Annotated in this window: 20 protein-coding genes; 13 read left to right on the top strand and 7 right to left on the bottom strand. The window is 71.4% G+C overall.

Annotation, left to right across the window (positions count from 1 at the left end):
- The first annotated feature begins 13 nt into the window (after positions 1-13).
- The 5 genes from FHS44_RS09800 (at position 14) to FHS44_RS09780 (ending at position 5,825) form a co-directional block, all read left to right on the top strand.
- A complete protein-coding gene (locus FHS44_RS09800) occupies positions 14-598 on the top strand; it encodes a hypothetical protein (RefSeq protein ID WP_184713657.1) in 585 nt (194 codons plus the stop codon).
- A 118-nt stretch (positions 599-716) separates the two neighbouring features.
- A complete protein-coding gene (locus FHS44_RS09795; RefSeq protein ID WP_312863588.1) occupies positions 717-2,072 on the top strand; it encodes a M20 family metallopeptidase in 1,356 nt (451 codons plus the stop codon).
- A 5-nt stretch (positions 2,073-2,077) separates the two neighbouring features.
- Complete coding sequence (locus FHS44_RS09790) at positions 2,078-2,965, top strand: GNAT family N-acetyltransferase (protein WP_312863587.1); 888 nt, start codon at positions 2,078-2,080, stop codon at positions 2,963-2,965.
- Positions 2,962-4,074: an o-succinylbenzoate synthase gene (menC, locus tag FHS44_RS09785; protein WP_184713655.1), complete on the top strand. Its 1,113-nt coding sequence runs from the start codon at positions 2,962-2,964 to the stop codon at positions 4,072-4,074. The genes FHS44_RS09790 and menC overlap by 4 nt, the downstream gene beginning before the upstream one ends.
- A gap of 86 nt (positions 4,075-4,160) precedes the next feature.
- On the top strand, positions 4,161-5,825 hold the full coding sequence (locus tag FHS44_RS09780; protein ID WP_312863586.1) for a helix-turn-helix domain-containing protein: 1,665 nt from the start codon (positions 4,161-4,163) through the stop codon (positions 5,823-5,825).
- On the opposite strand, the gene FHS44_RS42285 is transcribed toward FHS44_RS09780, so the two are convergent.
- From FHS44_RS42285 to FHS44_RS09750, 6 genes are all read right to left on the bottom strand, one after another.
- Positions 5,803-7,848 carry a prolyl oligopeptidase family serine peptidase gene (locus FHS44_RS42285; RefSeq protein WP_184713653.1) on the bottom strand — a complete coding sequence of 682 codons (2,046 nt, stop codon included), beginning with the start codon at positions 7,846-7,848 and terminating at the stop codon, positions 5,803-5,805. The genes FHS44_RS09780 and FHS44_RS42285 overlap by 23 nt on opposite strands.
- Positions 7,845-9,038: an erythromycin esterase family protein gene (locus FHS44_RS09770; protein WP_184713652.1), complete on the bottom strand. Its 1,194-nt coding sequence runs from the start codon at positions 9,036-9,038 to the stop codon at positions 7,845-7,847. The genes FHS44_RS42285 and FHS44_RS09770 overlap by 4 nt, the downstream gene beginning before the upstream one ends.
- Before the next feature lie 9 nt (positions 9,039-9,047).
- Entirely contained in the window at positions 9,048-10,913 is a 1,866-nt protein-coding gene (locus FHS44_RS09765; protein ID WP_184713651.1) for an ABC transporter substrate-binding protein, read from the bottom strand.
- Between the two features lie 162 nt (positions 10,914-11,075).
- Positions 11,076-11,921, bottom strand: a complete 846-nt coding sequence (locus FHS44_RS09760; protein WP_184713650.1) for an ABC transporter permease — start codon at positions 11,919-11,921, stop codon at positions 11,076-11,078.
- Positions 11,918-12,868 carry an ABC transporter permease gene (locus tag FHS44_RS09755; RefSeq protein ID WP_184713649.1) on the bottom strand — a complete coding sequence of 317 codons (951 nt, stop codon included), beginning with the start codon at positions 12,866-12,868 and terminating at the stop codon, positions 11,918-11,920. The genes FHS44_RS09760 and FHS44_RS09755 overlap by 4 nt, the downstream gene beginning before the upstream one ends.
- The gene (locus FHS44_RS09750) at positions 12,865-14,892 is read right to left on the bottom strand and encodes a dipeptide ABC transporter ATP-binding protein (protein ID WP_221460632.1); all 2,028 of its coding nucleotides are present in this window, start codon (positions 14,890-14,892) and stop codon (positions 12,865-12,867) included. The genes FHS44_RS09755 and FHS44_RS09750 overlap by 4 nt, the downstream gene beginning before the upstream one ends.
- A gap of 237 nt (positions 14,893-15,129) precedes the next feature.
- Here FHS44_RS09750 and FHS44_RS09745 point away from each other — a divergent pair, with 237 nt between their 5' ends.
- Positions 15,130-15,708: a Chromate resistance protein ChrB gene (locus FHS44_RS09745; protein ID WP_184713647.1), complete on the top strand. Its 579-nt coding sequence runs from the start codon at positions 15,130-15,132 to the stop codon at positions 15,706-15,708.
- Between the two features lie 85 nt (positions 15,709-15,793).
- Positions 15,794-16,972: an MFS transporter gene (locus FHS44_RS09740; RefSeq protein WP_221460631.1), complete on the top strand. Its 1,179-nt coding sequence runs from the start codon at positions 15,794-15,796 to the stop codon at positions 16,970-16,972.
- Here FHS44_RS09740 and FHS44_RS09735 read toward each other — a convergent pair.
- On the bottom strand, positions 16,926-17,885 hold the full coding sequence (locus FHS44_RS09735) for an NADP-dependent oxidoreductase (protein WP_221460630.1): 960 nt from the start codon (positions 17,883-17,885) through the stop codon (positions 16,926-16,928). The genes FHS44_RS09740 and FHS44_RS09735 overlap by 47 nt on opposite strands.
- A gap of 75 nt (positions 17,886-17,960) precedes the next feature.
- Between FHS44_RS09735 and FHS44_RS09730 the strand changes: the two genes are divergently transcribed.
- The 6 genes from FHS44_RS09730 (at position 17,961) to FHS44_RS09710 (ending at position 22,644) form a co-directional block, all read left to right on the top strand.
- Positions 17,961-18,905 carry an AraC family transcriptional regulator gene (locus tag FHS44_RS09730; protein ID WP_184713646.1) on the top strand — a complete coding sequence of 315 codons (945 nt, stop codon included), beginning with the start codon at positions 17,961-17,963 and terminating at the stop codon, positions 18,903-18,905.
- Between the two features lie 91 nt (positions 18,906-18,996).
- The gene (locus FHS44_RS09725; RefSeq protein ID WP_184713645.1) at positions 18,997-19,152 is read left to right on the top strand and encodes a hypothetical protein; all 156 of its coding nucleotides are present in this window, start codon (positions 18,997-18,999) and stop codon (positions 19,150-19,152) included.
- A gap of 284 nt (positions 19,153-19,436) precedes the next feature.
- Entirely contained in the window at positions 19,437-19,586 is a 150-nt protein-coding gene (locus tag FHS44_RS40110) for a hypothetical protein (RefSeq protein ID WP_221460628.1), read from the top strand.
- Positions 19,529-19,981: a DUF4158 domain-containing protein gene (locus tag FHS44_RS09720; RefSeq protein WP_221460721.1), complete on the top strand. Its 453-nt coding sequence runs from the start codon at positions 19,529-19,531 to the stop codon at positions 19,979-19,981. The genes FHS44_RS40110 and FHS44_RS09720 overlap by 58 nt, the downstream gene beginning before the upstream one ends.
- A complete protein-coding gene (locus FHS44_RS09715; RefSeq protein WP_184713644.1) occupies positions 19,956-20,219 on the top strand; it encodes a hypothetical protein in 264 nt (87 codons plus the stop codon). The genes FHS44_RS09720 and FHS44_RS09715 overlap by 26 nt, the downstream gene beginning before the upstream one ends.
- A complete protein-coding gene (locus FHS44_RS09710; protein ID WP_184713643.1) occupies positions 20,182-22,644 on the top strand; it encodes a Tn3 family transposase in 2,463 nt (820 codons plus the stop codon). The genes FHS44_RS09715 and FHS44_RS09710 overlap by 38 nt, the downstream gene beginning before the upstream one ends.
- The last annotated feature ends 73 nt before the right edge of the window (positions 22,645-22,717 follow it).

Raw genomic sequence — 22,717 nt, 5'->3', positions numbered from 1 at the left:
CTACCGTCAACGCATGACCAGTCCGCGTAAGCCGTACATCACGCCGTATGCCGAGGAGAGCGTGGAGTTGCCGCTCACCTTCGAGGGTGGGCGGTTGGCCTATCGGGACGCTCTGCCGGGTGAGTGGATGTTCGGGGCGCTGTGGGCGCGGTGCGGTAGCAGGCGGGAGGGGAAGGTCCTGTGGGCCATGGTCCACACCCTGCGGCAGCGTCGTTGCATGCTCAAGGGACTGTGCCGGGTGTGCGGCCAGTCGGCGACCGATCCCGTGACGGGGCGGCTGTGGTGGGTCCTGTCGTCGGCGCCGGTCGGCAAAACGGCTCCCTGGCCGACCGTGGGGCCGCCGACCTGCCGGGAGCACGTGACCGAGGCGTTGGGCGCCTGTCCGCATCTGCGGCGTGGAAGGCCGTTCGTCTGCACGGTCGGCGACCACACTCCCATCGGGGTGCTGGCCAACCTCTACGGCCACGACGACGACGGCAGGATCGTCGAGACCCGCCACCAGATCGCCGTCGGCCTGGACGAGACCCACCTGCTCCCCCGGGCACTGGCCACCCAACTCCTGGTCAGCCTGCGCGACATCCGGCCAGAGACCGTATGAGGGCACCCGGTTCGTCGTCGTGGACCGATCATGGGCGGCAATGTTGGCCGTCGCGACGACTCCGTTCATGGAACGGCTCACGATGCTTGGGCCGTACGTCAACGGGAGGGGTGCCATCGTGACAGAACGCCGTGCCGCGCCGTCCGTGCTCCACGAGAGGGCGCGGGAGGCCGCGATGATCGCCGACATCGAGCGGCTCGTGCGCTGTGAGTCCCCGTCCGACGACCTGGCGGCGGTGGCCCGCAGCGCGGAGGCGGTCGCCGAGCTGGGTGCCCGCTACCTGGGGGCCGAGGCCGAGCGGCTCGTCGTCGACGGACGCACCCATCTCCGCTGGCGCTTCGGCCGTGAGCCCCGGGTGCTGCTGCTCGGCCACCACGACACGGTGTGGCCGCTCGGCTCGCTGGAGACGCATCCGTTCGAGGTCCGTGACGGGGTGCTGCGCGGGCCCGGGTGCTTCGACATGAAGGCGGGGCTGGTGATGGCCTTCCACGCCCTGGCGGCGCTGGACACCCTAGACGGCGTGACCCTCCTGATCACCGGCGACGAGGAGCCCGGCTCCCCCACCTCACGGGAACTCGTCGAGGACGAGGCACGGCGGTGCGCGGCCACCCTCGTCCTGGAGGCCGCGGGTCCCGGTGGAGCCCTGAAGACCGAGCGCAAGGGCGTGTCACGGTACGAGGTCCTGGTGCGGGGACGGGCCGCGCACGCCGGGCTGGAGCCGGAGCGCGGGGTGAACGCCGCGGTCGAGCTGGCCCACCAGGTCATGGCCGTCGCGGCGCTGGGTGATCCCGCGCTGGGCACGACCGTCACACCCGCCCGCCTGGAGGCGGGCACCACGGTGAACACCGTTCCCGCCGCGGCACGGCTCGCCGTCGACGTCCGGGTACGGCACGCCGCCGAGCAGCGTCGTGTCCACACGGCCATGCGGGGGCTGCGGCCGTACCTGACCGGGGCGCAGGTGGAGGTCGTGGGCGGTCCGAACCGGCCACCGCTCGCGGCCACGGCGTCGAGGGACCTGTTCGAGCGGGCCTGCGGGATCGCGGAGGCCCTGGGGGTCGGGCCGCTCACCTCGGTCGCCGTCGGTGGCGCCTCGGACGGGAACCTCACCGCGGGGGTCGGCGTCCCGACCCTCGACGGGCTGGGGGCGGTCGGCGGTGGCGCGCACGCCGACGACGAACACGTGATCACGGCGGAGTTGCCGGGACGGACCCGGCTGCTCACCGCACTGACCGCCGAACTGCTGACGACAGCGAGCCCGGCCTTTCCGGCGAACCGGGTGCACCCAGCAGGCTCGGCGAAAGCGAACTCAGCAGCCCGGACAGAAACGGACCCTACGAAAGCAGCCCCGACAGAAGCGGACCCGGCGGGCCCGGTGGAAGGGGGTTTGGCGGGAGGGTTGTCCGGGTGGACGAAACACCCCCTTTCGTCCCGTGCGCTTGGACCAGCTACGGGGCGGGACCTGCTGAAACCATGACGTACGTGACCGATCTCATCCGTGACCGTCGCGACTCCCGGCTGGTCGACGCGGCGTGTGCCGCGGCCGAGGCCGCCGAGCGCACCGCGGGCATCGACATCCGCCTGCTCGACAGCGTCGGTGACCTCGAAGGGGTCCGTCGCCTGTACGAGCACATCTGGCGTACGGGCGAGAACAACCCCCCGGTGACGGCCGACCTGCTGGTCGCGATGGCGAAGGCGGGCAGCTACGTGAGCGGTGCCTTCGACGGGGACGAGATGGTCGGCGCCTGTTTCGGCTTCTTCTCCCCTCCCGCGCGGGAGGCCCTGCACAGTCACATCGCCGGGGTCTCCGCACGGGTGCAGGGGCGCAACGTCGGGTTCGCGATGAAGCTGCACCAGCGCGCCTGGGCGTTGCCGCGCGGCGTCAACGAGGTCTGCTGGACCTACGACCCGCTGATCAGGCGTAACGCCTACTTCAACATCACCAAGCTGGCCGCGGACGCGGACGAGTATCTGCCGAACTTCTACGGCCCGATGGACGACGACATCAACCGCAGCGACGACACCGACCGGATCATGGTCCGGTGGCGGCTGGGGTCACCCGACGTCGAGGCGGCCTGCGTCGGCCGTCCCAGGGCCGCCGACGCGCGCGCGGCCCTTGCCGACGGGGCGGTCGTGGGGCTGGGCGTCTCCCCCGACGACTGTCCCGTCGCGGGCCGGAGCGACGCGCGGACCGTGCTGGTCGGCGTCCCCGCCGACATCGAGGGCATGCGGGAGAGCGACCCGGCCCGCGCCGCCAGGTGGCGTGGCGCGCTGCGGGACGTCCTGTGCGAGCTGCTCACCGAGGGCGCCGTGGTGCGCGGCTTCGACCGCGCGGGCTGGTACATCGTGGACAGACAGGAGTCGAAGTGAAGATCACCGGCGTCGAGATCCGTACCGTCGAGGTGCCGCTCGTCTCACCCTTCAGGACGTCGTTCGGCACCGAGGACGTGCGGGAGGCGCTGCTGCTGAGGGTCGTCACCGACGAGGCTGAGGGGTGGGGCGAGTGCGGCGCGGGGACGGCCCCGCTGTACTCCTCGGAGTACACCCGCGCCGCGGCCGACGTGCTGCGCTCCTTCCTGGTCCCGGCGCTTTCCGGGGTGGCGGACCTGACCCCGCAGCGGGTCGCCCCGGCCCTGGCGCCGTTCAAGGGGCACCGTACGGCCAAGGCGGCCCTGGAGATGGCGGTCCTTGACGCCGACCTCCGCGCCCGCGGCGTCTCCTTCGGCCACGCTCTCGGCGCCGTCCGCGAGAGGGTGCCGTGCGGGGTCTCCGTCGGCATCGTGGACTCGATCCCCGAGCTGCTCGACGTGGTCGCCGCCTACCTTGAGGCGGGCTACCTGCGGATCAAGCTGAAGATCGAGCCCGGCTGGGACGTCGAGCCGGTCCGTGCCGTGCGGGAGCGGTTCGGCGACATCGCGCTCCAGGTGGACGCCAACACCGCCTACCGGCGCGGCGACACCGGGCACCTGGCCAAGCTCGATCCGTTCGACCTCCTGCTGATCGAGCAGCCGCTGGCCGAGGACGACCTTCTCGGGCACGCGGAGCTCGCCAGGCGGATCACCACCCCGATCTGCCTCGACGAGTCGATCGTCTCCGCCCGCGCCGCCGCCGACGCGATCACGCTGGGGGCCTGCCGGGTGGTGAACATCAAACCCGGCCGGGTCGGCGGCTATCTGGAGGCCAGGCGGATCCACGACGTCTGCGCCGCGCACAACGTCCCCGTCTGGTGCGGCGGCATGCTCGAAACGGGCGTTGGCCGGGCCGCCAACGTCGCCCTGGCCGCGCTGCCCGGCTTCGTCCTGCCCGGCGACACCTCGGCGTCCGAGCGCTACTACCGGACCGACCTCACCGAGCCGTTCCGCCTCGAAGACGGGCACCTCGCCGTGCCCACCGGACCCGGCCTCGGCGTCACCCCGATCCCCGAGGTCCTGGAGGCCGTCACGGTCGCGAAGGAGTGGGTGCCCCTCACGACGGGGTGAGGTTGTCCCGTCCGACGAACGGGATGGCATCATTTCATCATGCGGTACGAACGACGACATGCCCAGGTCAGGCTAGCTTCGGCTGTGTGCTTGTCCCCGTGACCGGCCTCCCGCGAGCCAGCCTCGGGCGCGTCCTGGAGGAACTCGGTACAACCCTGCTCGACGTGGTCTGTGGCGACGTCAGGCTCACCCGTGACGTCGGCGGAGTCGTCATCCACGACCCGCTCGACGAACCCGCGCTGCCGGAGAACGCGCTGGTCATGGGCGTCGGCCTGGCCGACCCCGCCGACATCGCGCGGGTCGTGACCCAGCTCGGGCGGCACAGCGCCGCCGGGCTGGTGGTCCGCGCCCCCGTCGTGCCCGACGAACGGCTCGTCGCGGCGGCCCGCGAGTCGGGCGTCGCGGTCCTGTCCTTCGCCCGCGGCGCCTCCTGGACGCACCTGACGGGGATGCTCAAGGCGCTGACCGCGGAGAGCGGCCTGTACGGCGCCGACGCCCACACCCTGGGCCGGATCCGCTCCGGCGACCTGTTCGCGGTCGCCAACGCCATCGCCGCGCTGCTCGACGCGCCCGTCACGATCGAGGACCGCAACTCGCGGCTGCTGGCCTTCTCCAGCAGGCAGGAGGACACGGACCCCTCGCGCATCCAGACGATCCTCGGCCGCCAGGTCCCCGAGCACTACACCCGCATCCTGGAGGAGCGCGGGGTGTTCCAGGCGATCTACCGCAGCGACAGGCCCGTCTTCGTCGCGCCCCTGCCGGAGACGGGCGACGCGTCCCGGCCGCCGGAGCTGCCCCGCGCGGCGATCGCGGTGCGCGCCGGGGACGAGATCCTCGGCACGATCTGGGTGGTCGTCCCCGAGCCGCTGAACGAGGAGCGCAGCCAGGCGCTCTACGAGGCGTCCAAGCTCGTCGCTATGCACATGGTGTGGCAGCGGGCCGACACGGACATGGAACGGCGGCTGCGGGCCGAGCTGCTGAGCACCGCCCTGGAGAGCGGCCCCGGATCACTGGAGGCGGTCCGCCGTCTCGGCCTGAAGGACGAGGCCGCGGTCGTCCTCGCGCTCACCGTCGTCGGTTCGGCCAGCGAGCACCCGCTGCCCGCGCAGCTCGCCACCGAGCGCAAACGGCTGGCCGACGCCTTCGCCATGCACCTGTCCGCCGTGCATCCGCGCGCCGCCGCGGCGCTGATCGGCGACGTCGCCTACGGCATCCTTCCCGTGCCGCAGGACCGGCAGGACGCCGAGGAGCGGGCGGTGTGGATCGCCTCCGAGTTCCTGGCCAGGGTCGGCTCCCGGCTGCGTCCGCTGGTCGGGGTCGGCCAGCTCGCCACGGACAGCTCGGCGCTCGCCCGGTCCCGTTCGGGGGCGGAACGGGCGCTGCGGGTCCTGCGCTCCGGGCTCGCCGGGCGGCAGGTCGCCCTCCTGGACGAGGTCCACGCCGAGGCGCTGCTGCTCGAAATGGCCGATCTCGTCCCGCGCGGGGACATCCCCAGCGGGGCCGTCGCGCGCATCGTCGCCTACGACAGGGAGAACCAGAGCAGCCTGGTGGAGACGCTGCGCGCCTGGCTCGACGCCTTCGGCGACGTCGCGGTGGCCTCGGCCGCGATGTACGTGCACCCCAACACGTTCCGCTACCGGCTGCGGCGCGCGGCCGAGGTCGGCAGGATCGACCTCAAGGACCCGGACGCGCGCCTTTCGGCCATGCTCCAGCTGCGGCTGATGTCGATCAGGTCGGCCCCGGAAGGCTGAGCGTCCCGATCAGGAACGCCAGCCACTCGGCGTCCTGCGCGACCGCGACGTCATGGGGGGTCGCCGCGCCGTGGCCCGCGTTGTCGAAGACGTGCAGCAGGATCGGCTCGCTCCCCCGCTGGGCGGCCTGCAGCCGCGCGACGAACTTGCGCGCGTGCCAGGGCCCGCACCGCGGGTCGGCCGCCCCCGCCTGGACGTAGACGGCGGGGAAGACACCCGGCTTCACCAGCTCGTACGGCGAGAGCCCCAGGAGGCGGCGCACCTGCTCGGGGTCGTCGGGATCGGCCCACGCCTTGCGGATGACGAAGTCGAGGTAGGGGTCCCGGGTACCGCCGACGAGGTCGAGCAGCGGCTCCCTGGGCAGTACGGCGCGCCACAGGTCGGGCCGCGTGGTGACCGCGACCCCGCACATGAGGCCGCCGTCCGACCCGCCGGTCAGCGCGAGCCGGTCGGGGGCCGTGAGGCCTTCGGCGACGAGGTGCTCGGCGACCGCGACGAGGTCGGAGTCGCGGACGCGCTTGTTCTCCCGGTGCGCGGCCAGGTACCAGTCCCGGCCGAACTCGCCGCCCCCGCGCAGGTAGGCCTGGACGAGGACGCCGCCCGCGGCGACGAAGGCGGCCAGGTCGGGCTGGTACTGCGGCAGCAGGGGCACGTTGGCCGCGCCGTACGCGGAGATCAAGGTCGGTGCGGGGCGTGCCGGGTCGCTCCCGGAGGGGCACACCACGTGGTAGGGGACCCTGACGCCGTCCGGCGCGACGGCCCACCCCTCCTCAAGGCTGGCGTCGAGGACGACGGTCGGGGCGATCAGGGTCTCCGGCTCCTGCTCGCCGGGGCGGTGCCGGTACAGGCCCCAGGAACTGGTCGGGGTGGAGAAGGCGAAGACGAAATCGTCGGTTGGGGCGCCGACGGCCAGGGCGGTCAGCGCGAAGAAGGGGGCGGAGAGCGCGCCACGGCCGGGAAGGGGGACCTCGCCGACGACCGTGCCAGAACGGTCGATGATCCTGACCCTGGCGAACGTCCGGTCGAACTCGCTGAGATACAGGTGCTCGCCGACCGGCGTCAGGGAGCGCAGCACGGTCTCCCCCTCCGGGACGATCTCCCGCCACGTCCCGGGGTCGCCGGGGTCGGCTGTGTCGAGCGGGATCGCGACCACCCGGCCCCTGGGGGCGCCGACGTCGGTCACGGCGACATAGGAGTCACCGACGACGTGCCCGGCGACCGTCCCCGCGCACCCGGTGACGAAGGGACGCCACCGCGCCCCGGGATCCGACAGGTCGCGGACCGCGACGGGGACCGGGCTGCCCACCCGGTGGGCGGCGACGGCCCAGCGGCCGTCCGGTGAGGTCTGGACGAGGGTGTACTCCCGGGACCCCTCCCCCACCGGGATCGGCTCGACGGTCGTGGCCCCGCCGAGCCGGTGCAGGAACACCGCCTGCCGGAACTCCCGTGGCGAGCCGGTGAGGGCGAAGAAGTAGAAGCCGCCGCTGTCGGGCAGCCACGAGACGCCCCCGGCCCACGCGCTGTGCAGGATCTGCTCCGGCGCGCCGTCGAGCGTCCGCCCCGAGTCGACCTCCACGAGGTGGATGGTGTTGTGCTCGCTGCCGTCGGTGCAGACGCCCAGGGCCAGGATCCGGCCGTCCGGTGACGGCGCCAGCCAGGACAGGAACGCCTCGCCGTACCCCGCCAGGTCGATCACCGTGCGTCCGGCGCCGAGCGGCCGGTCGGCGACCACCACCGCGGGCGCCCCGCCGCCGGGCGGGGTCACCGCGCGGAACCAGCGGCCCGCCGCGTGCCTGGGCAGGGCCGGGCGGGAGCCGCTGTCATAGGCCCTGATCAGGTCCTGTACGGCCCGCCGGTCCCGCCCCTCGTAGACGGTGGCGGTGGCGAGCTCGGCCTGGCGTCGCTGCCAGTGCCGTACCTCGTCGGTCTCCTGTTCCAGCCAGCGGTAGGGGTCGGGCACGCGGACGCCCGCGACGTCCTCGAAGACCTCGACGGTGCGGGCGGGCGGGTAGCGAAGGGTCACGGTGACTCCGGATCTTCTGGGTGCTCGAACTCCGCGCGCAGCCGCTCGAACGCGCCGGGGACCCGGGTGACCTCGCGGACGTGGACGAGCGCGTCGTAGGCCGAGGGGAAGTCGTCGACGGGGTCGAGACCGCCGCTGGCGAGCGTGCCCTCGACGCCGTCGAGGAACCCGTCGGGCACGCGGCGCAGATCGACGACGGTCACCGGCGGGCCGAGGCGTTCGAGGCGTGACTCGACGGAGTTCGGCGGCGGGGTAGGCCGCTCGCGCAGGGAGACCTCGCAGTCGAACGGGCGCGGGGAGCGCTGGGTGAACCTGACCTCGGGGCCGGTGCCGTACGTCGTCCCGATCACGACGAGGCCGGGGCCGAGCGTGGCGTCGAGCAGGCCGCCCAGCGTCGGCCTGCCCAGGAACGGGGAACGCCGCACGTGCGCGTTGTGGGCGCTCACCACAACCCGCCCCTCCCGCCCGAGGATCCACTCCACGGTCTCCGCCATGAAGCTCTCCCTCGGGTACGGCCCGGCCCCGGGTGGGTCGAGTTCCTCGACGAAGGCCAGGATCGAGGCCGCGCACCGGCACGCGACCCCGTCGTCGGTCAGAAAGGCCCGCTTCGCCAGCGCGCGGAGCCTCTCGACCAGCCGGGCCTGTTCGGCGGCGGACATGGCCGCGTAACGGACCGCCGCCGCCGTACGGCCACCCAGGTCACTCAGGCGCAGCAGCTCCGCGTCCCCGGGCAGCGCCGGTATCCGGTCGAGACAGGCTCGCACCGCCGGGCCGGGTGAGGTGGAGGAGCCGGGAAGGTCCATGCCGTGGAAGCGGACCCTCCCGGGGTGCTCCGCGTTGAGGTCGCGCATCCAGCGCAGCTGCCGCCGTACGGCCTCGCACTCGCCGAACCGGTAGGTGATGCCGTCGCGGGCGACCTCCTCGACCAGGCCGGGTCCCCCGTTGACCCACGCGTCGACGGCGAGCCCCTCGGGGAACCCCGACTCCATCACCAGCGCCGTGAACCCCAGCTCCCGGACGAGGACGCGCAGCAGCAGGTCCCTGAGACTGTGGAACTCGGTGATGTTGTGCGCTCCCTCGCCGAGGGCCACCACCCGGGCGTCGCCGACCAGGCCGAGCAGCGTCTCGACGTCGCCGGGTTCGACGGTCTCGGGGTCGGTCCCGCCGAGTGCGCCCACGCCGGGGATCATGCGTCCTCCTCAGTCGTGGAAGTACCAGAGTTCCGGGGTGTACAGGAAGCTGAGCAGCGCCTTGAACGACGACTGCGGGCCGGACAGGGTGTCCTTCCACACGACCAGGGTGTGCGGGGTCGGCATGAAGAGCACGGGCAGGTCCTCTGCCAGCCGGGTCACCTCGGCCGACAGGGCCTTCTCGTCCGCCCCGAACGTGGAGGCGTTGATCAGCTTGTCCGCCTCGGCGTCGCCGTAGCTGCCCAGGTTGAAGCTGCCCTCGGTGTTGAAGACCGTGTTGCCGCTGGGGTATCCGGCCGCGAGGTACAGGGGTCCGTAGTCCTGCATCGCCCACTCGTTCTTGGTGGCGGGCGCGAAGGTGTTGCCGTAGTTGGCGTACATGTAGTTGAGCGCCTTGGTCACGATCTTGACCTCGATGCCGAGTTTCTTGGCCGCGGAGGCGAAGGCGATGTCGCGGGCGCCGACGTAGGCCGGGGTGTTCGCCGAGGCCAGGGTGAAGCTGATTGTCTGTCCCCGGGAGATGCCCGCGCCGCACTCGCCGGGCCCGTCGCCGGGACGCTCGCAGGTGGTCGCGCCGTTGGGGACGACCTTCCAGCCGTTGTCGGTGAGCAGCTTCTGCGCGGCGGCGGGGTCGTACGGGTAGGGCGGGGTGTCGCCGAAGGCCGGCGGGTAGGGGGAGCCCTCGCCCGCGGTGCTGTAGTTCACCGACCCGGCGCCGTTGTAGATGCCCCGGCCCGCGATGTATCCCCGCTGGTCGATCAGCCGCTGCAGGGCCTGCCTGACGTACGCCTGGGAGATGATCTTGTCGAAGTTCCCGGCCGTGTTCTTGAAGTTGATGGTCAGCGAGTCGAACCTGGCGGGCGCGGGGGCGCCGTAGACGTTGTAGCCCTTCGCCTTCAGCGCGTCGATCTGGGTGATGAAGCTGGAGTCCAGCGTGCCGACGGTCAGGTTGCCCGCCTTGAACTGGTTGAGTACGGCGGCGGCCGAGGTGAAGGCCTTGAAGTCGATCTGGTCGAGCCGTGACTCACCGGGACCGCTGTAGGACTCGTTGGGCGCCAGGGAGAACGAACCGGTCGTCGGGTCGAAGCTCCTGAGGCGGTACGGCCCGTTGACGATCTGCCAGAGGGGGTTGCTGGCGAACGTGGACTGGGACTCGGACTCCTTCGTGAGGTACTTGTAGATCGCCGTCGCGTTCTTCGGCTTCGTGTAGTCCAGGTGCGGTCCCCCGGTCTTGGCGATGTTCCACTCCGTGGCGGGCATCACGTACAGCAGGGTCAGCATGGACAGCAGGTACGACGGGTTGTAGGCGGTCTCCAGGCCGAGGGTGAGGGTGTCCTTCGCCGTGGCCTTCGCGGTGACGCCGTCGGGGAACTGGCCCGGGGTGTAGAAGCTCCAGTTGGCCGGGCTCTCGGCGAGCGCGGCCCTGAGCAGGGCGAGGGAGAAGACGACGTCGTCAGCCGTGACCGGGGTGCCGTTGGACCATTTGTAGTCCTTCATCTTGATGGTCACGGTCTTGCGGTCGGAGCTGTAGGTGGGCGGCTCGGCCAGGCTCAGTTCGGCGTCGGCGACCTGGTTGCCCTCCCCGCTCGGGCGGTAGAGGGAGCGCCACATCAGCCCCCTGGCGATGACGGTGCCGTTGGCCGAGGCCGGAGGGTAGGGGTAGATGTAGTTCGGGCTGAGCCCCGGCGTCAGCGCGACCGTGGCCGTGCCGCCGTCCTTGGGGCTGCCCGACTGCTTCGGCTGGGCACTGTAGTCGGCGGTGACGTCCTTCGCGGCACCCCCGCCGCCGCCGGTGCACGCTGTGGCGAGCAGCGTGACCGCGGCGGCGAGCGCCACGGACAGGCGGCCTCGCCGCTTGGTGGAGACGTGCGTCATCGGTAGCTCCCTACATGTGGGGGGAGGGCCGTGACCAGGCCCTTCGCGGTGTGGGTCGAAGATGCCCCACCGCTCCTCACCCGTGTTCGGTGGGCCCGACAATTCCTCGGCCCCAGGTCCGTCGCGCCGTACAGACACGGTTCCATCTCCGTTCACCGTCCCTCAGTCGGCCCGTCGCCCGATGGCGTCCCTGAGGGCGTCCGCGAGCAGGTTGAGCGCCAGGACCGTCAGGACGATGCAGCCGCCGACGGGATAGATCAGCCACCAGTAGTCAGCGGAGATGTAGGTGACGCCGCTGGCGAGCTGACTTCCCCAGTCGGCTGTCGGGTAGGTCAGGCCGAAGCCGAGGAACCCCAGGGCCGCGACGACGAGGACCGCGTCGGCGACCTGGAAGGTGATGTTGACGATGATCACGCCGAGCGCGTTCGGGATCAGGTGGGTGAGGATGAGCCTCGTCCTGGAGGCTCCCATCACCTTCGCGGCCAGCACGAACTCCCGCACCCGCAGGGTGAGCACCTCGCCGCGGACCAGACGGGCGGAGACCAGCCAGGAGAACCCGCCGATGACGAGGCTCAGCGACAGGGCGTTGGCGTGGAAGCGGGCCGACAGGATCAGGACGAAGAACAGGAACGGCACCGACAGCATGACGTCGACAAGCCGCATCAGGAACCCGTCGACGACTCCCCCGGCCAGCCCGGCGACGGCGCCGTACAGGGTGCCGATCGTGGTCGCGAAGATCGCGGCGAGGAGGCCGATCTGCAGGGAGACCTGGCCGCCCGCCATCAGCCGACCCAGCACGTCGAAGCCGTTGGTGTCCGTCCCGAGCGGATATCCGGGGCCTGGCGGCAGGGCCGCGTTGACCAGGTCGACGTCGGTCTGGTTGGTGGGGTAGATCAGCGGGCCGAGGAAGCAGAACCCGGCCAGGAGCACCAGGAGCACCCCTCCGGCCAGGCCGAGCGGGCTGCGCCGCAGCGCCCGTGCCACGGTGCCCGTGCGTTGTGAGGTCATTTCCGCAACTCGATTCGGCGGTCGGCGGCCGCGACCACGAGGTCGGCGACGAAGTTTCCGGCCACGGTCAGGACGCCGCCGACGAGGGTGTAGGCGAGGAGCACCGGATAGTCCTCGCGTTGCAGGCTGTTGAGGAACAGCAGGCCGAGGCCCGGATAGTTGAACAGCGACTCCACGATCAGGTTGCCCGCCAGGAGCGTGGGCACGAGCGTGCCGACCAGCGTGATCAGCGGCAGGCAGGCGTTGCGCAGCAGGTGCCGCGTCAGGATCAGCCGCTCGGGAAGCCCCTTGGCCCGCGCGACCCTGATGTAGTCCTGGCCGAGCTGGTCGAGGGCCGCGGAGCGTTGGTACTGGGAGAAGATCGCGACGCTGGTCACGGCGAGCGTGATCACGGGAAGCGCCATGGACCGTGGATCGGTGAAGACCACCCACGGGGAGTGCGACTGGGACGCCTCGGCCGGGAAGACCGGCAGGGCCTGACTGAACACGGCGATCAGCACCAGCCCCAGCAGGAACGACGGCGTGGCGTAGAGCACGTAGGACAGCGCCGTCGCCGCCCGGTCCACGAGGCTGTTGCGCCTGACCGCCTGCAGGATGCCGAGCGGTACGGCGATCACCAGCGCCAGGACCAGACCGGCCAGCGAGAGCATCGCGCTGCGGCCCGCGTTCTGCCACAGCAGCGTCCCGACGTTCTCGTTCAGCTTGTAGGACCTGCCCAGGTCCCCCTGCGCGAGCTGGCCGAGATAGCTGACGTACTGCACCACGACCGGCCGGTCGAACCCGTTGTCCCGGTTGAAGGCCGCGACCGCCTCCGGCGAGGCGCGCTGGCCGAGGACGACCCGCCCGGGGCTGTCCGAGACGAGGTGCAGCAGGAAGAACACGACGGCGGAGATCCCGAGCAGGACGAGGAAGGAGACCACCAGCCGCCTGAGCACGTACCAGGTCATGACCACGCGCCTTCCCGCTCGGCGACCGGCCGCAGCGGATGGTGACAGGCGACCCGGTGGGTGCCGGTGACCGCTCTCAGCGGGGGTTCCGTCCCGGCGCACACCTCGGTCGCCAGCGCGCACCGGGTGCGGAAGTGGCAGCCGCTCGGCGGATCGACGGGACTCGGCGGCTCACCGCGCACCCTCGCCGCGGCCTCCCGTGGCGGGCGCGCGTCCGGGTCGGCCTCGGGGATCGCGGCGAGCAACCCCGCCGTGTAGGGGTGCGCCGCGGCGCCGTACACCTCCTCCGTCGTGCCGATCTCGACGAGCTTGCCGAGATACATGACCCCGACCCTGTCGGCCAGGTAGCGCACGACCGCCAGGTCGTGGGAGATCACGACGCTGCTGAGCCCGCGTTCGAGCTGGACGCGGCGCATCAGGTTGAGGACCTGGGAGCGGATGGAGACGTCGAGCGCGCTGACCGGCTCGTCGGCCACCAGCACCTTCGGGTCGAGGGCGAGCGCGCGGGCCAGCCCGACCCGCTGGCGCTGCCCCCCGGACAGCTCGTAGGGGTAACGCTCAAGGACCGCCTCCGGCAGGCCGACGTCCCGCAGCAGCTCACGGGCACGGGCGGTCCGCTGCGCGCGCCCGCCGACCCCCTGGATCGCCATCGGCTCCCGCAGGATCGTGCCGATGCGCATCCGAGGGTCGAGCGAGGCGTTGGAGTCCTGGAACATCATCTGCAGCTGGGTACGGCGTGGCCCGAGCGCGCGGGCGCTCATCCCGCTGACCGGTTCGCCGTCGAAGATCACCTCACCGGAGGTCGGCCGGTCGAGGGCCACGAGCATCCTGCCCAGGGACGACTTGCCGCACCCCGACTCGCCGACCAGCCCGAACGTCTCCCCCGCCGCCACCTCGAAGCTCACCCCGGAGACCGCCTTCACCGTACGGCGCCTGCCCCCGGCCGGGTGTTCGCGCCGCAGATCGACGACCCGCAGCCGTGGCGGCTCCTCCGGTCCGGGAAGGGGTAGCCGTGCGGTGGTGAAGCGTGCCCGCTCCCCGGTCGCCGGGCCGGAGGCCGGGTGCCAGCAGTCGTAGGTGTGGCCGTCCTCCTCCGCCGAGAGCTCGGGCCGCTCCTGGCGGCACCGGTCCGTCGCGGCCTCGCAGCGCGGCGCGAAGGGGCAGCCCTCCTGGAGCACGGTCAGGTCGGGCGGTGTGCCCGGGATGCTGAAGAGCTCCTCGTCCCGGTCGTGGGTGAGCGAGGGGATCGAGGACAGCAGCGCGTGCGTGTAGCGGTGCCGGGTCCTGCGGAAGATCACCGGGGTCGGCCCGGTCTCCGCGACGCGCCCGCCGTACATCACCCCGACACGGTCGGCATGCCTGGCGATCACCCCCATGTCATGGGTGATGAGGATCATCGACATGCCCAGGCGGGACCTGAGGTCGTCGAGGAGGTCGAGGATCTCCGCCTGGATCGTGACGTCGAGGGCGGTGGTCGGCTCGTCGGCGATGACGATCCGTGGCTCGCACGCCAGTGCCATCGCGATCATCACGCGCTGCCGCATGCCGCCGGAGAGCTGGTGCGGGTAGTCGTCGAGCCGTTCCGCGGGGCGGGGCAGCCCGACCAGGGCCAGCATCTCCTCCGCCCGCCCACGCGCCTCCCGCTTCGACGCGCCCCGGTGCAGGCGCACCGGCTCGGCGATCTGCTCACCGATCCGACGCGTCGGGTTCAGGGCGGTCATCGAGTCCTGGAAGACCATCGCGACGTCGTCGCCACGGATGGCCCGGTAGCGCGCCGGGGGAAGCCCGACGAGCTCCTCGCCGTCCAGGTCGATCGACCCACCGGTCACCCGGCCCCCGGCGGGGAGCATGCCCATGATCGCGAGGCCGGTCATGGACTTGCCGGATCCGGTCTCGCCGACGATCCCCAGGGTCTCGCCCCGGTCCAGTGACAGGCTGACGCCGGAGACGGGGCGGATGACCCTCTCACCGCGCCGGATCTCGACCGACAGGTCGCGGATCGTCAGCACACGGCCGTCGTCCACGGCTCCGCGCGCGCCCCCGGCAGTACTCTCCACATCCACTCGAAGATAGTGGGACGCGATCCCCCCAACGGTGTTTGTCACGTCCATCGAACATTCAGCCCCACGTTTGTCCGGCCGTACGAACTGATCGCCTTCCGGTGGTCACGGATGATCGCCGGGTACGGTCCCTCGTCCAGGCCGCAGGGTACCTTCGCCAGCCCTGTGGTGCGCGATGTAACAGGTGATACATTTTGTGATGTGTCTGATTCTCGGTCGGCGGGCCGGTGGCTCGTGTTCGTGGTCAAGGTTCCTGCGGAGCCGTCCCGGTACCGGGTGGCGGTGTGGCGGGAGCTGCGCAAGGTCGGTGCCCTGTCGCTCGGACAGGGCGTGTGGGCCGTACCCGACGTCCCCGTGTTCGCCGACGGCGTCGCGCGGGCGGGCGAGCTGACCGGGCAGGCGGGCGGCCTGTTCGTCACGCTCGTCGCGACCGGCCGGGACGGCGCCGACGCCGAACGGCTGCGGGAGATGTTCACCGCGGCGCGCTCCGCTGACTGGACGGAGTTCCTCGCAGACTGCGGCAAGTTCGAGCGGGAACTGGCCAAGGAGATCAGGATCGGCAAGTTCACCCTGGCCGAACTGGAGGAAGAGGAGCAGTCGCTGGAACGGCTGCGGCGCTGGCACCGCGACCTGACGGCACGGGACGTCTTCGGCGCCCCCGAGGCCGCCCAGGCGGGACAGCGGCTGCGGGAGTGCGCGGTGGCGTGCGAGAACTACGCCGAACGGGTCTTCACCGCACTGCACGAGATGCCGGGTCCGGGTTCGAAGGAGACACGGTGACCAACCGACACCGGGTCACCCCCGCGCCGGTCTTTGTCGCGCCGTACGAGATGCCGGATCCAGGTCCAGGTCTGGAGAAGGCGCGGTGACCGCTCCGGCCAGGCAGATGTGGCCGTTGTACGCGGCCGGGTTCACCACCGCGTTCGGCGCGCACGGGATCGCCGCCAACCTCGGCGGTTTCTCCGACGACGCCGTCACCTCCCTGCTCGTCCTCGGCGGCCTGCTCGCCCTCTACGACGGTGCCGAGGTGCTGCTCAAGCCGCTGTTCGGCGGGCTCGCCGACCGGATCGGCGCCCGTCCTGTCCTGCTCGGCGGCCTGGTGGCGTTCGCGCTCGCCTCCGCCGTCTACGTCGTCGCCGACAGTCCCGGCTGGTTGTGGGCCGCCCGCCTGGGGCAGGGCGCGGCGGCCTCCGCGTTCTCCCCGTCGGCCTCGGCCCTGGTCGCCCGCCTCAACCCGGCGACGAAGCTGGGTCGCGCGTTCGGCGGGTACGGCTTCTGCAAGTCGATCGGTTACACCCTCGGCCCGTTGCTCGGTGGGCTGCTGGTGTGGGCGGGCGGTCTGCGGCTGCTGTTCGCGGTTCTCACGGTGCTGGGCGTGGTGGTCGCGGTGTGGGCCGCGCTGGCCGTGCCCGCCGTACCGCCACTGCCCAGGAGGCGTCAGACGGTCCTTGACCTGGCGCGGCGCCTGGCCGACCCGGCCTTCCTCGCGCCGACCGCGGCGCTGGCCGCCGCGACCGCCGCGCTGTCCGTGGGGGTCGGGTTCCTGCCCGTTTCCGGCCGTGCCGCCGACCTGGGCACCGTCGCCACCGGCGCCGCGGTCTCCGTCCTGGCCGCCTGCGCGGCGATCGTGCAGCCCCGCGCCGGACGGGCACTGGACGAGGGACGTCTGACGACCCGCACCGGCATCACGGCCGGACTGCTCGTCACCGCCGTCGGCCTGGCGGGCGCGACGCTGCCCGGCCTGGTCGGCATCCTGGCCGCCGCCGTACTGATCGGCATCGGAACCGGGCTCATCACCCCGCTCGGCTTCGCGGCCCTCGCCGCTCGCACTCCCGCCGAACGGATGGGCCAGACCATGGGCGCCGCCGAACTCGGCCGCGAACTCGGCGACGCCGGAGGCCCCCTGCTCGTCGCCACGGTCGCCGCCGTGGTCTCACTCCCCCACGGATACGCCGCCCTCGCGCTCCTGATCGCCGTTCCACCCCTCGTGGGCCTCCTCACCCGCCGTACCCCGGCCACCCCCGCGCGGCCGGAAGGACGATGATCTTCCCGCGGGTCCGGCCCGCTTCGCTGCGCCGGTGCACCCGGGCCAGTTCCTCCAGCGCGACGGCTTCGGTCACGTCGAGCCGCAGCTCGCCTTTCGCGACGAGCGCGCCGAGTTCGGCGAGCTGGGCGGGGACATTGCGGGCGGTGAAGGACGGGTGGCCGGGGATGGGGGTGGCGACGGACACGGCGGTGCCGCCCGGCCGCAGCAGGGTGGCCAGCCCGGCGGCCGTCTCCGAGCTGACCGGGGCGAGGTTGATCACGACGTCCATGCCGGAGGGCAGGGGCGAGTCGGTGTAGTCGATCACCTCGTCGGCGCCCAGTTCGGCCACGATGGCGGCGCTGCGGGACGAGGCGGTGGCGATCACGGTGGCTCCGGCAAGCTTGGCGAGTTGTACGGCGAAGCCGCCGACACCGCCGCCCGCGCCGTTGACGAGGACGCGTTGCCCGGCGCTCACGTTCGTGTGCTCGTGCACGGCCTGCCAGGCGGTGAGTCCGGCGACCGGGACGGCCGCGGCCAGGGCCAGGGCACCCTCGGCGGGTTCGGGCCCCGATCCGACGCGGACCACCGAGGCCGGTGCCTCGACCAGCAGCGAAGCGGACACGGCGGCGAACTCGGCCGCCGCCCCGCCCGAGTCGGCCCGCCCCATGACCCGGTCCCCGATGCTCCACCGGGTCACCCCGGCACCGACCGCCACGACGATGCCCGAGACGTCCCAGCCGGGGATGTACGGGAAGGTCAGCGGAAGCACCTCGCGCAGCGCCCCGGCGCGCAGGGCGGTGTCGGAGGGGTTGAACGAGGTGGCGGCTATCTGGACGAGCACTTCGCCGGGCCCGGCGACCGGCACGGGGACCCGCCCGACCTGGATGACCTCGGTCCCGCCGTACCCGTGGAAGAGCGCTGCTTTCATCATGCGGACAAAGCTAGAAGACCACCGCAAGACGGTGAATACTTTGAAATATCGCTTTTATACGTCATAGTCTTGGCGGTGGACATTCTCAGTGACGTGCTCGCCAGCGTCCGCACCGGCCGTCCGAGCTCGGCGACGGTCTCCTGGCACGCCCCCTGGGGGGAGCGCTTCCCCGAGGTCGAAGGCAGCGCCGGGTTCCAGATCATCGTGCAGGGCACCTGCTGGCTGATCCCCGGGCAGGGCGAGCCGGTGGCTCTCAACGTCGGTGACGTGGTGTTCTTCCCGCACGGCCACGGCTACGGCCTGGCCGATTCCCCCACGCGCGCGCTCAGCGAACCCCGTTGCGATCCCACCGTGGACGCCGGTCTCTTCGTGAAGGACTTCATCGGCAACAGCGGCCAGAAGACGGTGACGCTGTGCGGCGGCTACCGGCTGGACCCCGGCCGGGCCCACCCGCTCCTGCGTGACCTGCCGGAGTTGATCCATCTGCCCGCGCGGCTGGGCCACCACCCCCGGCTGCGGGCCACCATCGATCTACTGGCCGCCGAGGTGGACCATCCGGGCGTCGGCGCGGACACGGTGGTGCTCGCCCTGCTCGACACGATGCTCGTCTACCTGCTGCGCGCCTGGTTCACCGGCCCCGCCGAGTCGGGCAGGGGGTGGTCGGCGGCGCTCAGCGATCCCGCCGTGAGTGCCGCCCTGCGGGCCATCCACGACGAGCCGGGCAGACCGTGGACGGTCCAGAGCCTCGCCGACCACGCCAGGCTCTCCAGGGCGGCCTTCGCCCACCGGTTCGCCACGCTGGTCGGCCGGCCGCCGCTGACCTACCTGACATGGTGGCGGCTGAGCACCGCGGCCCGGCTGCTGCGCGAGTCGGACGCCCCCCTCGGCGAGATCGGCGCGCGGGTGGGCTACACCTCCGAGTTCGCCTTCGCCAACGCCTTCAAGAGGGAGTACGGCCAGCCACCCGGCCGTTACCGCCGGGCGGAGACGGCCGGTCGCGTCTCCCCGGAGCGACACTGACACCCTCGACAACCCCAGATTGCTTATTGTTGCAAACTACTTACACAGGGTGATGGGCGGTATCTCGACCTCTCAAGCAGAAAGTAGAAGCATGTCTCATCATCTGGACACCCCGCTGGCGACGAAGAACAGCGGTCCCGCGCGGGTCGCGGCGTTGATGGCGACGCGCGGGGTGAGCGTGAAGCGCAGGGTGGGCGGCGTGGGTGAGTTACAGCGGGAGCGGCTGTCGTCGGCCGTTTCGAGCTGACGGCGAAGGCCGTGGGTGGGTCTCGGTCAGGAGGATCGGGGGGGCGGGGACGGTCCGGTCGGGCAGCAGGTCCGCGAGTGCGGTGCGGATGGCGACGCGGCTGACGCCGTGGGTGCGGGCAAGGGCGGCGATCGAGGCGCCCTGTTCGGTGTAGGCGGCGCGGACGTCGGAGAGTTCGGCTTCGGCGGTGAGTTCGTTCTGGATGTGGGGTCCGGCCGGTATTCCTGCGAGATTGAACGCTAAGAATTGATCTTGGTGGTTCTGGGTCGATACGGTCGGGGCTCATGGCCATCGAGTACCTGTCGGATGAGCAGGTCGCGCGATACGGGCAGTTCGCCGGGGAACCGTCACCGCAGGAACTGGAGTCGTTTTCCGGCTGGATGCTTCGGCGCTGGAGCGGGCGAGGCTCAAGCGGCGCCCGCACAACCGGCTGAGCTGGGCGGTCCAATGGGGAACGGTACGGATGCTGGGCACGTTCCTGCCCGAGCCGTCGCAGGCGCCCTCGGCGGTGGCGGCGTTCGTCGCCGATCAGATGGAGATCGACGATCCGTCCTTCCTGGCGGCCTATCCCGAGCGGTTGCCGACCCGGCACGAGCACGCCCGGGAGATCCGGGAGCTGCTAGGGGTGCGGGATTTCGAGGCCGGGGACCTGGCGCTGCGGGGGTACGTGGCCGGGCGGGTGTGGCTGTCGGACGAAGGACCGCGGGTGTTGTTCGACCGGGCGGTGACGTGGCTGCGGCGCAAGCGGGTGCTGCTGCCGGGGATCACCACGCTGGCCCGGCTGGTCACCGAGGTCCGCGCTGGTGGTGGACGCCTCGGTCGCTCCTGATCTGCGGCGTCAGCTGCTGGGGCTGCTGCCGGTTGCCGATGGGGCGTCGGTGTCGACGATGGAGACCCGGCGTACCGGCCCGCGGGAGGTGTCGGGCCGTGGCCAAAAGGGCGCGCTGGAGCGGGCCCGGGACGTGCGCGCCCTGCAGGCCGGTGCGGTGGATCTGTGGCGGGTGCCGCCGGTCAATGGCCCGCTATGGGATGAGCGCGCATGCCTCGACGTTGCGGCGGCTGACTGAGCCGCGCCGTACCGCCACGGTGCTGGCCACGGTGCGGCATCTGGAGAACTCCTCGATGGATGACGCGCTGACGCTGTTTGAGGTGCTGATGGCCACCAAGCTGCTGGCCCGCGCCGAGCGTGCCGAGGACAAGGCCCGCCTGGTGCGGCTGCCCCGGCTGCGTAAGGCTGCGGCGACGGTGGCCAGTGCGCTCAGCGTGCTCATGGACACCCCGCCGGCCGGCCTCACCGCCCCGGACGCCCTGGACGATGAGGCCACAGAAGTGGGGCAGGGCCGGGCAGGGGCGTTGAGCGTGGCTCAGGCGTGGGAGTTGATCGAGCGGGTCGTTCCCCGCCAGCAACTGGTCAAGGCCTTAGCCGAACTGAACGAGATGCTGCCCGAGGGCGGCGATCCCGACGCTGATGCCGGATGGCGGGCCCAGCTGCTGGAGCGCTACGCCACGGTGCGAGGGTTTGTGGCGTTGCTGGCCGAGGTGGTGCCGTGGGGGGCGACCACGGCTGGAGCGCCGATCGTGGAGACGCTGCGCCGGCTGCCCGGGGTACAGGCCCGGCGCAAGCCGGCCGCCGAGCACATCGATGTGGCGTTGCTGGCCGATGGAGGCTGGCGGCGTCTGGTGCTGGGCAACCCGCATCTGGCGCCCGGCAGGCTGATCGACAAGCACGCCTGGACGTTTTGCGTGCTGGAGGCGCTGCATGTCGCGCTCAAGCGCCGTGATGTGTTCGCCCGCGGGGCCGATGTGTGGGGCGACCCGCGTGCCCGGCTGCTGTCGGGCGCGGCCTGGCAGGTCAACCGGCCGCGGGTGCTGGCCGCCTTGGAGCTGTCGGGCAACGCCGCCGAGCACCTGGCCGAGATGGAGTTGCTGCTGGAGGAGACCTACCGGCACGTGGCCGACGGCTTGGCGGGCAACGCGTCGGTGGATATCGTCGGCGGCAAGATCCGGCAGGAGAAACTCGGGCCCGAGCCTGAGCCCGAGGGCTTGGCCGCTGTCCGGGATGCGGTCGCGGCGATGTTGCCACGGATCGACTACCCGGAGCTGTTGCTGGAGGTGCACGCCCGCACCGGCATGTTCGACGCCTTCGAGCACGTCTCCGGCCAGGTGATCCGGCAGAAGGATTTGGATCTGACCTTGACGGCGCTGCTGGTGAGCAAGTCCACCAACATCGGGCTGGAGCCGGTGGTCAAGCCCGGGGAAAAAGCGCTGACCCGGGGCCAGCTGACCGGCGCCGACTACGCCTACTTCCACCTGGGCGGCATGCGCGCGGCCTCGGCCCTGCTGGTGGAGACCCAAGGCAAGATCGGCATCGCCGGAGACTGGGGTGGTGGGCATGTGGCCTCGGCCGACGGGATGCGTTTCGCGGTGCCGCTGCGCTCGATCCATACCCGGCCCAATCGCAAGTACTTCGGCTCCGGCCGCGGCGCCACCTGGCTGAACGTCGTCTCCGACCGGGTGATGGGCCTGGGGGGCATCGTCATGCCCGGCACGCTGCGTGACTCGCTGGGCATCTTGGATGCGGTGTTCAACCTTGACGGCCCTGCCCGCCCCGAGATCGTGATTACCAACATCGCCTCCTACAGTGACCTGGTGTTCGGGTTGTTCGCGATCTGCGGTTATCAGTTCTCTCCCCGCATCGCCGACATCTCCGATGCCCGGCTGTGGCGCTTTGACCTGGGCGCCGACTACGGGCCGTTGGAACCGGTCTCACGCCAGCGCATCCAGGCCGAGCGGATCAGCGCTCACTGGGAGGACATGCTGCGCGTGGCCGGCTCCCTGCAAACCAGCAAGGTCCGCGCCTATGACCTGCTGCGGATGATGACCACCGGCGACCGGATGACCGGTCTGGGAGAGGCGTTCGCCCACTACGGCCGGATTTTTAAGACCTTGCACCTGCTGCAGTTCATCGATTCGCAGGCCTACCGGCGGATGATCGGTGCGCAGCTGAACATCGGCGAAAGCCGTCATGCTCTGGCTCGCCGTATCTTCTTCGGGCGCTTGGGCGAGCTTTGCCATGGCTACCGCGAGGGCATGGAAGACCAGCTCGGCGCTTTGGGGATGGCGCTCAACGCCGTGGTGTGGTGGAACACCCTCTACATCGACGCCGCGATGAACCGGCTTCAGGGCCAGGGCCTGGCTGATCTTCTGGCCCAGGAGACCGTCAAGGTGTCGGGCCGGTCGAAGATCACCGTCGCTGACCTCGACGTCGGCCTTGGCTGGAGTCTGTATGAGGCGGTAAGCCATGCCAGATCGGACGCGGTCACACATGCCATCGCCACGCCCAGCACCCCGTGGGGTTCGGACTCGCAGACCTTGTCGTATGAGTTCTGGATCACCGCCCGCGGTGAACATCGGCTCGGACGCGTCCAGTACGAGGTCTGTGAGCCGTGCGGTGCCGGCCGCCTCAACAAGATCATTTTTTCTGCGGAGTGACGGTTTTGCGGGCTCGGCACTCTTGCCCTGCGCCAACTGGAGATGCGTCATCCGGGCCTGGCCTGGTACACCA

The organism is Streptosporangium saharense (assembly GCF_014203715.1).
Lineage (GTDB): Bacteria > Actinomycetota > Actinomycetes > Streptosporangiales > Streptosporangiaceae > Streptosporangium > Streptosporangium saharense.
This window is presented reverse-complemented; position numbering and strand designations above follow the sequence as displayed.

What these genes read in the sequence shown, in the direction of transcription:
- FHS44_RS09800 (WP_184713657.1), top strand. Translation starts at nt 14, where the DNA reads ATGACCAGTCCGCGTAAGCCGTACATCACGCCGTATGCCGAGGAGAGC.
- FHS44_RS09770 (WP_184713652.1), bottom strand. Translation starts at nt 9,038, where the DNA reads ATGATCCCCGGCGTGGGCGCACTCGGCGGGACCGACCCCGAGACCGTC.
- FHS44_RS09765 (WP_184713651.1), bottom strand. Translation starts at nt 10,913, where the DNA reads ATGACGCACGTCTCCACCAAGCGGCGAGGCCGCCTGTCCGTGGCGCTC.
- FHS44_RS09760 (WP_184713650.1), bottom strand. Translation starts at nt 11,921, where the DNA reads ATGACCTCACAACGCACGGGCACCGTGGCACGGGCGCTGCGGCGCAGC.
- FHS44_RS09755 (WP_184713649.1), bottom strand. Translation starts at nt 12,868, where the DNA reads ATGACCTGGTACGTGCTCAGGCGGCTGGTGGTCTCCTTCCTCGTCCTG.
- FHS44_RS09735 (WP_221460630.1), bottom strand. Translation starts at nt 17,885, where the DNA reads ATGATGAAAGCAGCGCTCTTCCACGGGTACGGCGGGACCGAGGTCATC.
- FHS44_RS09725 (WP_184713645.1), top strand. Translation starts at nt 18,997, where the DNA reads ATGTCTCATCATCTGGACACCCCGCTGGCGACGAAGAACAGCGGTCCC.
- FHS44_RS40110 (WP_221460628.1), top strand. Translation starts at nt 19,437, where the DNA reads ATGGCCATCGAGTACCTGTCGGATGAGCAGGTCGCGCGATACGGGCAG.
- FHS44_RS09710 (WP_184713643.1), top strand. Translation starts at nt 20,182, where the DNA reads ATGAGCGCGCATGCCTCGACGTTGCGGCGGCTGACTGAGCCGCGCCGT.